This window comes from Arthrobacter sp. zg-Y1116 (genome assembly GCF_024385485.1).
GTDB lineage: Bacteria > Actinomycetota > Actinomycetes > Actinomycetales > Micrococcaceae > Arthrobacter_B.
The window spans coordinates 411,181-424,716 of sequence record NZ_JANFLR010000002.1 but is presented as its reverse complement, the minus strand read 5'-3'; the positions used below and the strand labels follow the sequence as shown (position 1 = coordinate 424,716).

General features: G+C 68.2%; 10 protein-coding genes. 2 read left to right on the top strand and 8 right to left on the bottom strand.

The window, feature by feature from the left end:
- Positions 1–100: 100 nt before the first annotated feature.
- On the top strand, positions 101–2,362 hold the full coding sequence (locus NNX34_RS08730; RefSeq protein ID WP_255766130.1) for a glycoside hydrolase family 3 C-terminal domain-containing protein: 2,262 nt from the start codon (positions 101–103) through the stop codon (positions 2,360–2,362).
- Here NNX34_RS08730 and NNX34_RS08725 read toward each other — a convergent pair.
- The gene (locus NNX34_RS08725) at positions 2,359–3,426 is read right to left on the bottom strand and encodes a glycosyltransferase family 1 protein (protein ID WP_255766129.1); all 1,068 of its coding nucleotides are present in this window, start codon (positions 3,424–3,426) and stop codon (positions 2,359–2,361) included. The two genes, NNX34_RS08730 and NNX34_RS08725, sit on opposite strands and share 4 nt — an antisense overlap.
- 129 nt (positions 3,427–3,555) lie before the next feature.
- Between NNX34_RS08725 and NNX34_RS08720 the strand changes: the two genes are divergently transcribed.
- On the top strand, positions 3,556–4,461 hold the full coding sequence (locus NNX34_RS08720) for a glycosyltransferase family 2 protein (protein ID WP_255766128.1): 906 nt from the start codon (positions 3,556–3,558) through the stop codon (positions 4,459–4,461).
- Here the strand turns inward: NNX34_RS08720 and NNX34_RS08715 are convergent.
- From NNX34_RS08715 to NNX34_RS08685, 7 genes are all read right to left on the bottom strand, one after another.
- Positions 4,445–5,542: a glycosyltransferase gene (locus NNX34_RS08715; RefSeq protein ID WP_255766127.1), complete on the bottom strand. Its 1,098-nt coding sequence runs from the start codon at positions 5,540–5,542 to the stop codon at positions 4,445–4,447. The two genes, NNX34_RS08720 and NNX34_RS08715, sit on opposite strands and share 17 nt — an antisense overlap.
- 12 nt (positions 5,543–5,554) lie before the next feature.
- A complete protein-coding gene (locus tag NNX34_RS08710) occupies positions 5,555–6,703 on the bottom strand; it encodes a glycosyltransferase (protein WP_255766126.1) in 1,149 nt (382 codons plus the stop codon).
- 84 nt (positions 6,704–6,787) lie between these two features.
- Positions 6,788–7,237: an acyl-CoA thioesterase gene (locus NNX34_RS08705; protein WP_255766125.1), complete on the bottom strand. Its 450-nt coding sequence runs from the start codon at positions 7,235–7,237 to the stop codon at positions 6,788–6,790.
- A gap of 120 nt (positions 7,238–7,357) precedes the next feature.
- On the bottom strand, positions 7,358–8,185 hold the full coding sequence (locus NNX34_RS08700; RefSeq protein WP_255766124.1) for a hypothetical protein: 828 nt from the start codon (positions 8,183–8,185) through the stop codon (positions 7,358–7,360).
- A gap of 79 nt (positions 8,186–8,264) precedes the next feature.
- On the bottom strand, positions 8,265–9,908 hold the full coding sequence (locus NNX34_RS08695) for a DUF4389 domain-containing protein (RefSeq protein ID WP_255766123.1): 1,644 nt from the start codon (positions 9,906–9,908) through the stop codon (positions 8,265–8,267).
- A gap of 37 nt (positions 9,909–9,945) precedes the next feature.
- On the bottom strand, positions 9,946–11,346 hold the full coding sequence (gene lpdA / locus NNX34_RS08690) for a dihydrolipoyl dehydrogenase (RefSeq protein WP_255766122.1): 1,401 nt from the start codon (positions 11,344–11,346) through the stop codon (positions 9,946–9,948).
- Between the two features lie 95 nt (positions 11,347–11,441).
- Positions 11,442–12,959 (bottom strand): carboxylesterase/lipase family protein, encoded by a 1,518-nt coding sequence (locus NNX34_RS08685; protein WP_255766121.1) that lies wholly within the window; start codon positions 12,957–12,959, stop codon positions 11,442–11,444.
- Between the last annotated feature and the right edge of the window lie 577 nt (positions 12,960–13,536).

Sequence of the window (13,536 nt, the reverse complement as noted above, 5' to 3'; positions counted from 1 at the left end):
AGCCGCAGGGCAGGTTCCGCCGACAGGTCCTTCGTGCCTGCACCTCTTCTGTCGCCCGGTGCTCTTCTCCCGGCTGCGGAGGGCACCTAGACTCCGGCACATGCCGATGTCCTCACCTGACCAGCCGTCCGCCGCTTCGCTGCGGGAGCGGGTGTCTTCCCTCCCGCCGGATGAAAGACCCGCCCTGCTGTCCGGAGCGTCTTTCTGGACCACCGTCGCTGCCCCGGCGGCGGGGCTCCGGCCCCTGGTGCTCTCCGACGGGCCACACGGTATCCGGCGTCCACGCAGCGAGTCGGAACCCGGAATCGGTGACGCGCTGCCTGCCACCTGCTTCCCTGCGGAATGCCTCACCGCGTGTTCCTGGGACCCGGACCTGCTGGCCCGGCTCGGCACGGCGACGGCGAAGGAAGCGGCAGCTGCGCATGTCGACGTCGTGCTGGGGCCGGGACTGAACATCAAGCGCACTCCCCTGTGCGGGCGCAACTTCGAGTACTTTTCCGAAGACCCGCTGCTCGCCGGCGCGCTGGGTGCCGCCTGGATCCGCGCCCTCCAGTCCGAGGGGGTGGCTGCCTGCCCCAAGCATTTCGCGGCGAACAACCAGGAAGCGGACCGGATGCGGATTGACGCGTCGGTGGACGAACGCACCCTGCACGAGATTTACCTCCGGGCCTTCGAAACGGTGGTTCGGACCGCACACCCGTGGACCCTGATGGCTGCCTACAACAAGGTCAACGGCATCCACGCCGCGGAGAATGCCTGGCTGCTGCAGACGGTCCTGCGTGACGAGTGGGGATTCGACGGCCTGGTGATGTCCGACTGGGGTGCGGTCACCGACCGGGCGGCGGCGCTCGACGCCGGACTGGACCTGGAAATGCCCGCCAGCGGCGGATTGGGGCCGGCGGAGCTGCAGGCCGGACTGGAAGCCGGCACCGTCAACCAGGAGATGGTGGATTCATCCGCGGCGAGGCTCCTGCAGCTGGCGGACCGCACCGCCTCGCCGTCGCACAGCAGCGCGGACCCTGACGAACACCACCGGCTGGCACGCGAGGCCGCTGCGGCCTCCATGGTGCTGTTGAAGAACGAGGGCGGGATCCTGCCGCTCTCCCCCGATCTCCGACTGGCCGTGGTGGGCGAGCTGGCCCGCACCCCGCGGTACCAGGGCGGCGGCTCCTCGCAGGTGACCCCCACGCGGGTCAGCGTTCCGCTGGAGGTCCTGTCCGAGCGGACCGCTGCGGCCGTCTTTGCCGCCGGCTACCGGCTGGACGGAACGCCCGACCCGGAGCTGGTGGCCGAGGCTGAGGCCGCTGCCGCTGCTGCGGACGCAGTGCTGTTCTTCCTTGGCCTGCCCGAGGACAAGGAGTCGGAGGGATTCGACCGGCCGGACCTGGCCCTGCCGGAAAACCAGTTGGCGCTGCTGCGGGCGGTGACCTCCGCCAACCCCTGGACAGTGGTGATCCTGTTCAACGGCGGCGCCGTGGAGACCGGGTGGGTGGAGCAGGTACCGGCCGTGCTGGAGGCGTGGCTGCCCGGCCAGGCCGGAGGCGAGGCGCTGGCGGATGTCCTGCTGGGAGATGTGAACCCGTCCGGAAAGCTGGCGGAAACCTTCCCCCGGCGGATCGAAGACACTCCGGCGTTTGGGAACTATCCCGGCGAGGCAGGCACGGTCCGCTACGGCGAAGGGGTACTGGTGGGCTACCGCTGGTATGACGCGCGTGGGATCGAACCGGCGTTCGCCTTCGGGCACGGCCTGTCCTACACCGCTTTCGACTACACCGGCCTGGACCTCCGCCTTGTGGACACGGATACGGGGCCTGCCTTGGCCGTCGGGGCAACGCTCACGAATATCGGCAGCCGGGCCGGAGCCGAAGTCCTGCAGGTGTACTCCGGCGCTCCGGCGGGACCCGCGGTACGGCCGCCGCGCGAGCTCCGGGCCTTCCGCAAGGTCTTCCTCGAACCCGGCGCCTCGGCTCCGGTTGCGCTGACGGTACCGCTGCGGGAGCTTGCGAGGTTCGACCCGGCGTCGCACCGGTGGATTACCGACGGCGGAACGTACCGCATCGACGTCGGGTCCTCCTCCCGGGACATCCGGCTCAGCGGAACCATCGACCTGCCCGGCACCGACGGCGGCACGGCGGCGCCGCTGACACTGGATTCGACTATCGCACAATGGCTGGCGCATCCGCTGGGCCGGCAGCTGCTGGGCGGCGGGGACCCGGGCATGGCCGACGCGCTGGCGCTCATGGGCAGTATGCCGCTGCGACGGCTGGCCCGGTTTCCCGGCACCCCCCTTACGCGGGACCGGCTGGCCGCACTGGAACAGGCGCTGCGCGGCGCCGGCCCTGCGGGAGGCGCATCCGGCTAGGCGCCGAGCAGGGACCGGTAGATTTCCTCATGCGCTGCGGCTACCTGCCGGCGCTCTGCGGTCCGTTCCCCGCGGCTCATTCCCGGCCAGCTCCGGGCAGCGTGCACCTGCTTGAGCGCGCTGGCCAGGGACTGGGCATCGAGGCCGTCCTCGTTATGCACGAATTCCGTGACGCCGGCACGCTGCTGGGCGTAGAAGCCGCAGGACGGCGCCAGCACGGCCGTGCCCAGATCGGTGCACGCTTCGAGCCAGCCGGAATGGGTGCCGAACCGGTACGGCAGCACGGAGACATCCAGGCTCGACAGGTAGTCCCAGAGCTGCGGTTCGTCGAAGTAGTCCCGGACCTGCAGCTCGAGCCGTCCGGCCGCGGCGGCCTCCGCCAGCCAGCGGTGCAGTTCCGGCCGGTACTTGTCCCCTCCGGGGGTGAGGATGTCCGGATGCCCGTTCACCTGCAGCACGGCACCGGGAAGCTGTTCCACGGCGTCGAGCAGGCCCGGAAGGACCGCACCCTCCATCATGTTCGGGCGCAGGCTCTTCAGGTGCACACCGACGCGGAACTCCTCCCGCGGACCGGCTGCCAGCCGCAGGGCCTGGCGCCGCTCAAGCTCCGCCAGGTCCACCACGTGCGGATGCGGCAGCACGTGCGGGCGGCGGCCCCACCGGCGCTCGACGACGGCGGCGGCCCCGGGCGTCAGCGTGATCAGTTCATCAGCTGCGGCAATCAGCACATCCAGCTGCGCGTCATGCGCCTCCGGAGTGAGGTGGTGCGGATTGCGCAGATCGTGGACCGTGTAGACCAGCGGTTTCCCCTGGGCCTTCAGCTCGTCGGTAACCGCCTGCAGGTCCCGGGGCGAAATGGCGTCGAAGCCGAAGTGGATGTGCATCAGGTCGAAGCTGTCCGCGTTCTCCCGGATCCAGCCGGCGTCCAGCATGACCGGCGGCCACCATGTCGCCTCCGTGGACTGGCCGGGGTTGCGGGGGTCCGGGTCCGGCAGGCGTACCACCGGGTTCCGCTCCCCCGGGACGGCGCCGGTATGCCGGATATAGACCTGGCTGTGCGGCACTGACGCCACCCTGATGTTCGATCCTTCCGGCCTGCCCACGCATCCTCTTCCGCCGCTGTAAACAATCCGTGTTCAGTATACTTAGTATTTTGCGGCGCCCGCGGAGGGCGCCCCCGGCGGAAGGAAAGAATGCAGCCGCAGCAGACCGCCCCGGAGCAGGCGTTTTCGGTGCTTATCATCAGCTCCGGACGAGATGCCCACCTGTCCAACGCCGTCCGCGGGATCAGCCGCTCCACCCGCCGGCCGGCAGAGATCGTGGTCTGCTACCTGAACCAGCCCGAGGCTGTTCCCCCGCCGAGCGACGTGCCGCTGCGGGTGGTCCATGCGGCGTCGGGCGCCGGCGAACCGCTGCCGCTGGGGGCGGGCAGGAACGCCGCTGCTGCGGCGGCGCGGTCCGAAACACTGGTCTTCCTCGACGTGGACTGCATTCCCGCAACTGGCATGTTCGGGCACCTGCTGTCGGACCTGGACCGCACCCGCGGCCTGGTGATGGCCGCCCCCCGCTACCTCACGGCAGATGCGGACGTGCCGGGGTGGGTATCCGACGGCGACGATCAGGTGCTGTACCGGGACTCCGTACCGCACCACGCACGTGCTGCCCTGGCACCGGCGCCGGGAGAACCGGCACGTGCCTCGCAGGAATACGCCCTGTTCTGGTCCCTGGGGTTTGCCGTGCACCGCGGGACATTCGAACGGATCGGCGGCTTTGACGAGTCCTTTGCCGGGTACGGCGGCGAGGACACGGACTTCGCCTTCACCGCGCAGCGGAAGGCGGTCCCGCTGGCATTTTCCGGGGCAACCATGTTCCACCAGCACCACGGCGTTCACCGGCCGCCGCTGCAGCACCTGGAATCCATTGTCATTAACGCCAAGGCGTTCCGGGGCAAATGGGGCAGCTGGCCGATGACCGGCTGGCTCGAAACCTTTGCCCGGGACGGCTACGTATCCTGGGAGCGCGACGGCGGGGACCTGCGGCTGCTGCGCCGTCCGGGTCCCGCCGAGCTCGCCGCCGCCCGCGTCAATGCGCCGTACTGACGTCCCTGCCGGCGGGAACGGGTTCCCCCTCGCTCCCGGAGACGGCCGACTCGACGGCGGCCAGGAACCGTTCCCGGAAGTGGGCGGGAGAAACCAGGAGGGTCCTGGCCAGCAGCTGCGGATCGGTCCCGCGCAGTTCTTCCAGCAGGCCCCGCCAGTCCGCCACTGAGGCGAAGCTTGGCGCGGCGGCTGCGCCCGCCGACGCGAGCGAAGAGGCAAAAACGGCCTGTTCCCGGAACGGCCGGGGTTCGGGAATCAGCAGCGCCGGACGGCGTGCGGCGGCCGCGGCGGCCACCGCATTGTGGCCGGCCGAGGTGACCACCACATCCGCGGCGGCCAGCCGGGGCCCCGGATCCGCCACTACGCCCAGCAGCGACACATTCGCGGGAACCTGCCCCGGGGCGCCGGCGGTATGTCCCATAACGTCCCACTGCCACCCCGGTGTCTGCCGGGCCGCGGCAAGGACGTCCTCAAGTGATACGCCGCTGCCGCCCAGGGAGGTCTGCACCGCGACGGTCCGGGGCCGCACGGGGATGGGCCCGGGTGCGGTGTCCGGAGCGAGCATGCCCAGATAAGTGCTCTTGGAGCCGTAAGCCTGCAGATGCGCCGGATCTTCGATGGCTTCCGGGAAGTAGGCGATGAGCCGGTGAACGGAGTCGTAGGCCAGCCGGTGTGCCGTGTCGGTCCGTTCCCCGTGCATCCGGCGGTGGATAACCGGATAGCCCGCGAGCCTGGCAAAGGCGGCGACCTCCACGGACACATCCACGACCACCACGTCCGGGGCGAACTCTTCCCAGAGCCGGTGCAGCTGGCTGAAGCGGGACTGCAGCGCCGGACCTGCCGGCGCATAGTGCAGGAAGCTCCCCGGCCCGGGCGCGAAGGGTCCGTCGGGTCCGACGTCGGGCGGGAGCTGCGCGAACCGCGCTCCCCCGGGCAGGCGCGGAAGTCCCCCGGCCGGGGTGGTGCCGGTGACAAGCAGCTCCACGGCAGCCAGCCGGGCAATGTTGGCGGCGTGACGCAGGTGTCCGGTGCCGTGGTGGTGCGCGTAGTAGGCCACGCGTGGCATGCGGGAAGAAGGCAAGTGCTGCTCCTGTTAAGGCACGAGGACGGCGTCGGGATGGCCGGAGTCGGACAGGCCGTCCGGTTGGGGCAGGGAACGCATCTGCTCCTCGTAGGAATCCACCATGGCTGAGGCGCTGAAGCGGGCTGCGGATTTCCGTACCCGCTCACGGTCGAGGCCGCGGGCGTCCGTGACGGCTGCGGCCAGGGCATCGGCACCGAGGCCTTCCGCGAGCCGGCCGCCGTCGGCGTCGATGATTTCCGGCATGGCGCCCAGGGGCAGGGCAGCCACCGGCGTACCGCAGGCCATTGCCTCCAGTGCGGTCAATCCGAAGGGCTCGGACCAGACAGGCGAGGCAATGAAGACCTCTCCGGACCCAAGGAAGGCGGCCAGTTCCCGGTGGTCGAGGTGGCCGACGTGCTGCACCCCGCGGCCCAGGTGCGGTGCGACGGTGCGTTCGAAATACTTCGCATCGCTGATCGGCCCGGCGAAGTGCAGTTCCATACCTGCCATCCGGGCCGCATCAATCGCTATGTGCAGTCCCTTTTCGGGCGTGACCCGTCCGGCCCAGACGACGGTTCCGGTGCGGCGTCCGGTGCCTGCGGGCCAGTCCGCCAGCCGGATGCCGTTGTGGATGACGTGCAGGTCCGGCAGGTGCGGGGACCAGCCGGTGGCATTGCGGGCCGAAACACTGACGAAGCGGTGCAGCGGTGAAAGCGGTGCGCGGCCGTCCTCCACGGCGTCCACGATCCACGGCAGCGGCGGGGTGTGGAGGATGGTCAGCATGGGCACATCCGCCAGCTCCAGGTACGGGAGCAGGCTCAGGGAGTTGTTCACGACGACGTGGAAAGCGCCTGCCCGGACCGCGGCAACGGCGGAGCCCAGCGCGGCGTCGAGGGACTGCTGCTGCCGCTGCATTTGTGCGGGAGCCAGCCCGCGCCGGAATTCGAAGGTTTCCGGGAGGACCTCCACCACCCGGCCGCCGGACACGGAGCCGGCCTTGGCGAAGAGCGTAACGTCGTGGCCGCGGGACGCGAGTTCGTCTGCCATCAGCGAGGTGTGCATTTCGAGCCCGCCCTGGAACGGGCTGGAGATCGGGTGGTGCAGGTGGGACAGGACGGCTATGCGCAATGGTTTCCCGCCTGCCGCACGCCCCTGCGGCAGGGGGAAGTCAAGACTCATATTAGTAAGTATGCCTTGTATTCGCGGCCCGCACCTGAGCAGGCAGGCGGGTACTGACCGGCGGGGTACTGGCAGGCGGAGCCGCTAGGCGGAGTACGGCTCCACGCCGAACGGCACCGGCGGGATGTGGTGGGAAGGCAGGCGGTCGCGGTCGTAACTGATGGTGGTGTAGCCGTGCGGGACGGGCTTGCCTTCTTCATCCAGGTTGACGAACACGATCTTGTCGATCGTCAGGATACTGCGGCGGGTAATCATGTTCCGCACTTCTGCCTGCATGGTCAGCGACGTGCGGCCGAACTTGGTTGCCGTGAGCCCCATTTCAATCAGGTCGCCCTGCACCGCCGAGCTGACGAAGTTGATCTCCGACATGAATTTGGTGACCACCCGGCCGTTGCCCATCTGCAGGATGGCATAGACCGTAGCTTCTTCGTCGATCCAGCGCAGCAGGCTGCCGCCGAACAGGGTGCCGTTGGCGTTCAGGTCCTCGGGGCGGACCCACTTGCGGGTGTGGAAATTGATGTTCTCGAGGGGCATATATTCAGCTTATCCACAGGACTGTTGCTCATCGGCCGGATCCGTGGATGCCTTGCTCACAGACCCCTGTTAGCTGTCTGACGCTGCTGTGACGGCGCTCCCGGGCAGACGGCCGCCGCTTCAGTCGGGGGCCTCATTCAGCTGGTCGCCGAGGTGGGTCAGGTCACCGTCCGGTGGAACCTCCATGGCTTCGAGCGCTGCGGCCTGCAGCAGGTCCCGGATCAGGTCCGCCGACCCGCCCACGATCGTGGAGTCGAAGTCGATCTCGGAGGCCAGGAACCATGCGCCGTCGGCCGGCCAGAGAAGATTGGGGCTCTGGATCGGATCCCAGCCGTTGTGCTCCTGCCAGCCCGGTTCGGCAAAGACCGCCAGGCTGCCGGCAAACAACAGGTAGTCGCGCAGCGGCAGTTCGAGGCGGCGCGCGGTCTGCACGGAGTCGTGGCCCCGGAAGGGCTGCGCCGGCCCCTCCGGGTCTCCGGCGCCCGGGGACCCGGGAAGGGTCTCCCCGCTGCCGGCCACCCAGCCGTACCCGTCCCACAGCCCGGCAAAGCAACGGCCGGAAGTTTGTGTGTGTGCACCGAGAATGCGGCTTACCTCGGCCAGGGTGCCCGCCGGGAGCGCGCCGACCAACGGGTCTTCGTAGTGCCACCCCGGTTCATTCGATACCGGATTGCGGTAGCCGGCCAGAATGGAGGACCACTGCATCATCGGATGGGCCACCGTGCCGCGCACCTCCGCCAGCTCTTCCCAGCGCATGGGGCGGGACTCGGCACGTACCGGCCCGTCCTGCTGCCAGCCCAGCAGCTGCGCCCGGATCGGGTGGAAAACCCGTGCGTAGGCCTCGAACCCGCCGGGAACGGTGCCCGCAACTGTACCGGGCTCAGCCAGCCGCTCCGCGATCCAGACTCCGGACTGCGGATCGGAAAGCGGCCCTTCCAAGCTCGTCATGCGGCCCAGTATGCCCTACCGGACCCCGCAGCGGGTGCCGCTGCGGCAAGGGCTGCCGTGCCGTAGGCAGATCGGCCGGCTAGCTGAAACGTGCCGCACCCCCGGCAGCCGGCAGGTCCCGCGCGTCAACCGGTCCCTGGTCCAGCCGGAACGGCGGGTATTCGTCGCGCATCAGCGCCGTGTAGGCCAGGACGCGGTAGGACCAGCGCTGCAGGCCCATAACGAAGTCGAACAGCGGACGCGGATAGCGGCCGGTGAACAACAGGGCCACTGCAGCGACCAGGACCAGCAGGGTCAGCAGGGAGATGCCCACTGTCCAGCCGCCGGCCGACCGCAGGCCTTCGCCGGCCGGGTCCGTTGCCCAGTTCACCGCCGAGCCGCCGTCGCCGCCGCCCATGCTCCGGTCCCACCCGCCGAACGGGCCGTTTTGGCGCACAATGACGTAGCCGGACCCGGTGAACGCCCCCACGATCAGTGCCTGCGGGATAACCAGCAGCCACCACTTCACCAGCACCAGCCCGCGCGAAAGCCGTTCCGGGTAGGCGACGTCGAAGTCCGCCGGATAGTCGGTCCGCTCCAGGCTGAAGGGCGGATACCTGTCCGTGCCCAGCACGCCTGTGGCATAGAACGCCACCCGCCAGCTCCAGCGGAGCACCCCCACGTTGAACTCGAAAAGCCCCCGCGGATAACGGGCAGTGAAGAGGATGGCGAAACCCGCAATGACGGTGGCTACCCAGAAGGCGATCCACAGGAAGGCCAGCAGGATGAAGTGCGGAATGGCCAGGAACCACTTCACCAGCCACAACCAGCGGGAGAGCCCCGGGTCCAGTTCCCCGTAGAGCCGGGCCGGATACGGTGCCCCGGTGCCTCCAGCGGACAGCTGCGCTGCCCGGGCGCCGGACAACGCCGGTGCCTCCGCGGTGCCTGGCGGCGCACCTGCCGCCGTGGCGCCTGCCGGAACCGGCGTCCCTGCAGGCGTCCCCGCAGGCGTCTCATCGGAAGCGGGAACCGGCGCCGCTGCGTAACCATAGGGACCGTGCCCGCCGCTGGGCCCGGGGTATCCTCCGGTGTGCTTCCGGCCGGCCAGGATCGCAGCGAGGATCAGCGCCGCGCCGCCGAGCACCAGCACGACGGCCCCGATCAGCAGCCACCAGGCGAGAGGTCCCAGAACGTCGGAGCGGATTCCCACCTGCAGGTCCGCCGTGACCCCCGGAGAGGCGTCGGCGTTCATCACGACGACGGTCCATTCGCCCTCCTGCAGCGGCCACTCAAGCTCCTGCGTGCCGGTTCCTGCGGAAGAGGCGGACCAGAAGTCCTGCTCCCCCGGCGGGGCCGGTGCGGCGGCGCCCGGGCTCTCCTCGTATTGCGCGGAGAAGGGATCGAACGTAACGTCTCCGAGTTCCGAATGGGCGACCCCGGCCAGGTACCGGTCGACATCGGCCTTGGACGCAATCCCGATAAACAGCTCACCGTCGGGGTCGGTTCCCCGGACCTGCACCCTCCCGACATCGTCCTGAGCCCGGATGCCCGGACTCACCTCGACGTTCTCGCTGGTCAGGGCGTACGAGCCAACACTGTAGGTCTCTTCGGGAACGGATAGGTAGCCGTCGTCGCCCTGGGCCGCGGCCAGGGTTCCCAAGCCGGCAGCGCCGGCCCCGGCAGTCAGTCCGGCGAGGACCAGCAGGGAACCAATAACGATCAGTACGATTCTGCCTGCATTCATGGCGGTGCCCTTCGCTCGCTGGAAAGCGGTACCCCGGCTAGAAGTTGATCATGTGGCCGGTCAGTCCGTGGAAGGCTTCCTGCAGCGCTTCACTGAGGGTCGGGTGGGTGTGCACATTGCGGGCGAGTTCGGCCGCTGTCAGGTCCCACTTCTGTGCCAGGGTCAGTTCCGGCAGCAGCTCCGAGACGTCGGGGCCGATCAGGTGCCCGCCCAGCAGTTCCCCGTACTTGGCGTCGGCCACCAGTTTCACGAAGCCCACCGGTTCGCCCAGCCCGTGGGCTTTGCCGTTGGCGGTAAACGGGAAGGTGCTGACTATGACCTCGTGACCCTCGTCGCGGGCCTGCTGTTCGGTGAGCCCGAAGCTGGCTACCTGCGGCTGGCAGAAGGTGGCACGGGGCATCATGCGGTAATCGCCCAGCGGCAGGGTTTCCGCCTTGCCGATGGTTTCAGCTGCCACCACTCCCATGGCCTCCGCCACATGGGCGAGCTGGAGCTTGGCAGTGATATCGCCGATGGCGTAGATGTGCGGGACATTGGTGCGCATGTAGTCATCGATGCCGATGGCTCCGCGGTCGGTGAGCTCCACCCCGGTTTTTTCCAGGCCGAAGCCCTCGGTGCGCGGGGCAAAGCCGATGGACATCATCACCCGGTCGGCTTCGATGCTGCCCTGCTGGCCGTTCTTGTCCGTATAGGTGACTGTGACGGACGAGCCGTTGTCCTTCACCGTTTCCACCTTGGTGGAGGTGAGGATGGGGATGCCGAGCTTCTTGTACTGCTTGGTGATCTCCTTGGAGACGTCCACATCCTCGTTGGGCAGGGCCCGGTCCAGGAATTCGATGATGGTCACATCCACGCCGTAGCTACGCAGCACATAGCCGAATTCCATCCCGATGGCCCCGGCACCGACGATCACCATTTTCTTCGGCAGGTCCCGGTCCAGGATCTGGGCTTCGTAGGTGACCACGTTCTCGCTCAGTTCGACGCCGGGCAGCAGCCGTACGTAGGTCCCGGTGGCGATGATCGCGTTGTCGAACGTGATGCTCTCGCTGCCGCCTTTGGACAGGTCCACCTCGAGGGTGTGGTCGTCGGTGAAGACGCCGTGGCCGTCGTACTCCGTGATCTTGTTCTTCTTCATCAGGAAGTGGACGCCCTTGACCCGGCCGTCGGCGACCTGGCGGCTGCGGTCAAAGGCCGCTCCGTAATCAAAGGTGACGTCGCCGCTCATGCCGAACGTCTTGGCCTGGTTGGTGAAAATCTGCGCCAGTTCGGCATTGCGCAGCAGTGCCTTGGACGGAATGCACCCGACATTGAGGCAGACGCCGCCCCAGTATTTCTCTTCCACGATTGCCGTCTTCAAGCCCAGTTGGGCCGCGCGGATGGCGGCTACATAGCCTCCCGGTCCGGCCCCGAGGACCACGACGTCGTAATGTTCGCTCATGGGAACCAACTCTCCTTGCCTGGGGTGCGGGGAAATTCCTCAGCCGGTTTAAGGCTCTCACGAGGTGCCGCCAAGGGCACGGGTGCCGGGAACGATCAGATGTAGCCCCGGTAACCGGACCAGGCCCGGCGCCGCTCCGGAAACGGATCCGATTCAATCCGGTCCAGCTTGTCGAACACGCGGGTTTGCCGGCGGACTTCGTCGTAGGCCGGCCAGTCACTGCCGGGGTGGGAATGCCGGGCCAGGCTCAGCAACGAACCCTGGAATCGTTTGGACAGGGCCCTCAGCTCTCCTGCTCCGCCCAGCAGGGTCAGGGCCTTGGCGGTTCCGATTCCGATATCCCCGAACATCACCGGCACATCGAAGGAATGGGTGGCGCCGAACCCCAGCAGGTTCATTGCCGGTGTTGCATAGTCATAGCGGTATGCCCAGGTGGGAGCAACACGCGAGTGGCCCTCGGCAACCATCTGGCTGGGATACCAGAACACCAGGTCGCCGCTGATATCCACCGAACGCTGCCGGGACGGGTAGCCGGGATACGCAGCCACCACCCGGTCCCGCGCCAGCGGATCGGTGCCTGCAAACATCTTCTCGATCCGTTCGGGCGTGGACGGCAGGATGTTGGAAACCTTCGCGAACAGCGCCCCCTCCCGGGCCATGGTGCCCAGCACCAGGGGAACCGGATTCGAATCTCCGGCAAGGAACATGTCAACGGGGTGTCTGGGCAGGAAGTCGCCGTCTATCACCGGTGACACACTCAGCGACCCGGGCTGCTTGACCGGACCGATCTTAGTGGTCAGTTTCCGGGTGGCGTTGACCAGTTTCGCCGCTGGCAGCCCGGTCAGCGCTTCGGCGGCGGCAGAGGGTGGTACGCCGAGGATTTCCAGCAGATCAGCTGCCCACGCGGCGTGCATCTCCGGAGAATAGGCCGCCGATGGTGCCGGACTTTGCGCATAGGCCTGGTGGAACAGGGACCGGGCACTGGGAACGCACATCAGGGAGGTGACGGCGAGGCCGCCGGCGGATTCCCCGAAGAGGGTGACGTTGCGGGGGTCACCGCCGAATGCTTCGATGTTCTGCTGCACCCATTCCAAAGCGGCGACCTGGTCCCGCAGGCCCAAGTTGGCATCGAACGGCCGGTCCGGCGTCGAGTACGCGCGGAAGTCCATGAAGCCCAGCGCACCGATGCGGTAGTTGAGCGACACGTAGACAACGCCGCCGTCCCGGACCAGCCTTGTGCCCCGGTACGTCGGCTCCGCCGAGGACCCGGAGCTGAAGGCACCGCCGTACAGGTAGACCAGGACCGGCAGCAGCCCGTCCGCGGGTTCCAACGGTGCAGAGACATTCAGGGAGAGGCAGTCCTCGTCCATGGCCACCCGGCGCCGGGTTCCGGTGAGGCTGGGAGCTTTGGACTGGGGAGGAACAGGCCCAAAGCTGCCGGCGAAGCGGATACCGCTCCAGCTCTGCGGCGGCTGCGGCGCCCTGAGCCGGAAGCCGCCCACGGGTGGTGCCGCGTAGGGGATGCCGCGCCAGGTGCGCACGCCGTCGTCGACTATGCCCTGTACCAGCCCGCTGCCGGTTTCAACCACCAGTGAAGCAACGTCAATAGCCACAATCGACTCTTTTCAGCCGGGGGAACCGCTGACCTGCGACTACCTACGATAGGCGTGCGTCGATTGGGCCACCAGATCACGACCCGTTGCCGGCCGTCCCGGCCCAACATCCCCGGCCCAACATCCCCGGACCCGGCATCCCCGGGCCCGGCATCCGGGCCCGGCATCGGGCCCGGCCGTCCCGGTGCCTAGGCTGCGGTCGCGAGCTGCCGCTGTGAACCGGCGCTGCGCCGTCCATGGGCGGGCCTCGCCCCCAGGCGGCGGTGCAGGATGGCTTCCCGAAGGCAAAGTGCAGCCACTGCTGCGACGTTGAGGGCGATTTTTGTGCCCGTTGACCAATCGGTGCCGACGCACAACATCCAGACAAGGATCAGGACGGGCACCTCCGCCGACCTTAACGCCTTCACAGGGCGCTTCCGAGGCGCGCCAATGGAGTGCGCGGAATCCCTGCGCACCTGTACTGAACCGTAATGCCGTTGCTCCCGCAGGCCGCTGAGGCAGCACTGCGGTATTCCATCCTTGGAGCCATGAGGACACTTCTTCCGTGAAATCGCCCGAGACCTACGTTCCACACCTC

What these genes read in the sequence shown, in the direction of transcription:
- NNX34_RS08730 (WP_255766130.1), top strand. Translation starts at nt 101, where the DNA reads ATGCCGATGTCCTCACCTGACCAGCCGTCCGCCGCTTCGCTGCGGGAG.
- NNX34_RS08720 (WP_255766128.1), top strand. Translation starts at nt 3,556, where the DNA reads ATGCAGCCGCAGCAGACCGCCCCGGAGCAGGCGTTTTCGGTGCTTATC.
- NNX34_RS08710 (WP_255766126.1), bottom strand. Translation starts at nt 6,703, where the DNA reads ATGAGTCTTGACTTCCCCCTGCCGCAGGGGCGTGCGGCAGGCGGGAAA.
- NNX34_RS08705 (WP_255766125.1), bottom strand. Translation starts at nt 7,237, where the DNA reads ATGCCCCTCGAGAACATCAATTTCCACACCCGCAAGTGGGTCCGCCCC.
- NNX34_RS08700 (WP_255766124.1), bottom strand. Translation starts at nt 8,185, where the DNA reads ATGACGAGCTTGGAAGGGCCGCTTTCCGATCCGCAGTCCGGAGTCTGG.
- NNX34_RS08695 (WP_255766123.1), bottom strand. Translation starts at nt 9,908, where the DNA reads ATGAATGCAGGCAGAATCGTACTGATCGTTATTGGTTCCCTGCTGGTC.
- lpdA (WP_255766122.1), bottom strand. Translation starts at nt 11,346, where the DNA reads ATGAGCGAACATTACGACGTCGTGGTCCTCGGGGCCGGACCGGGAGGC.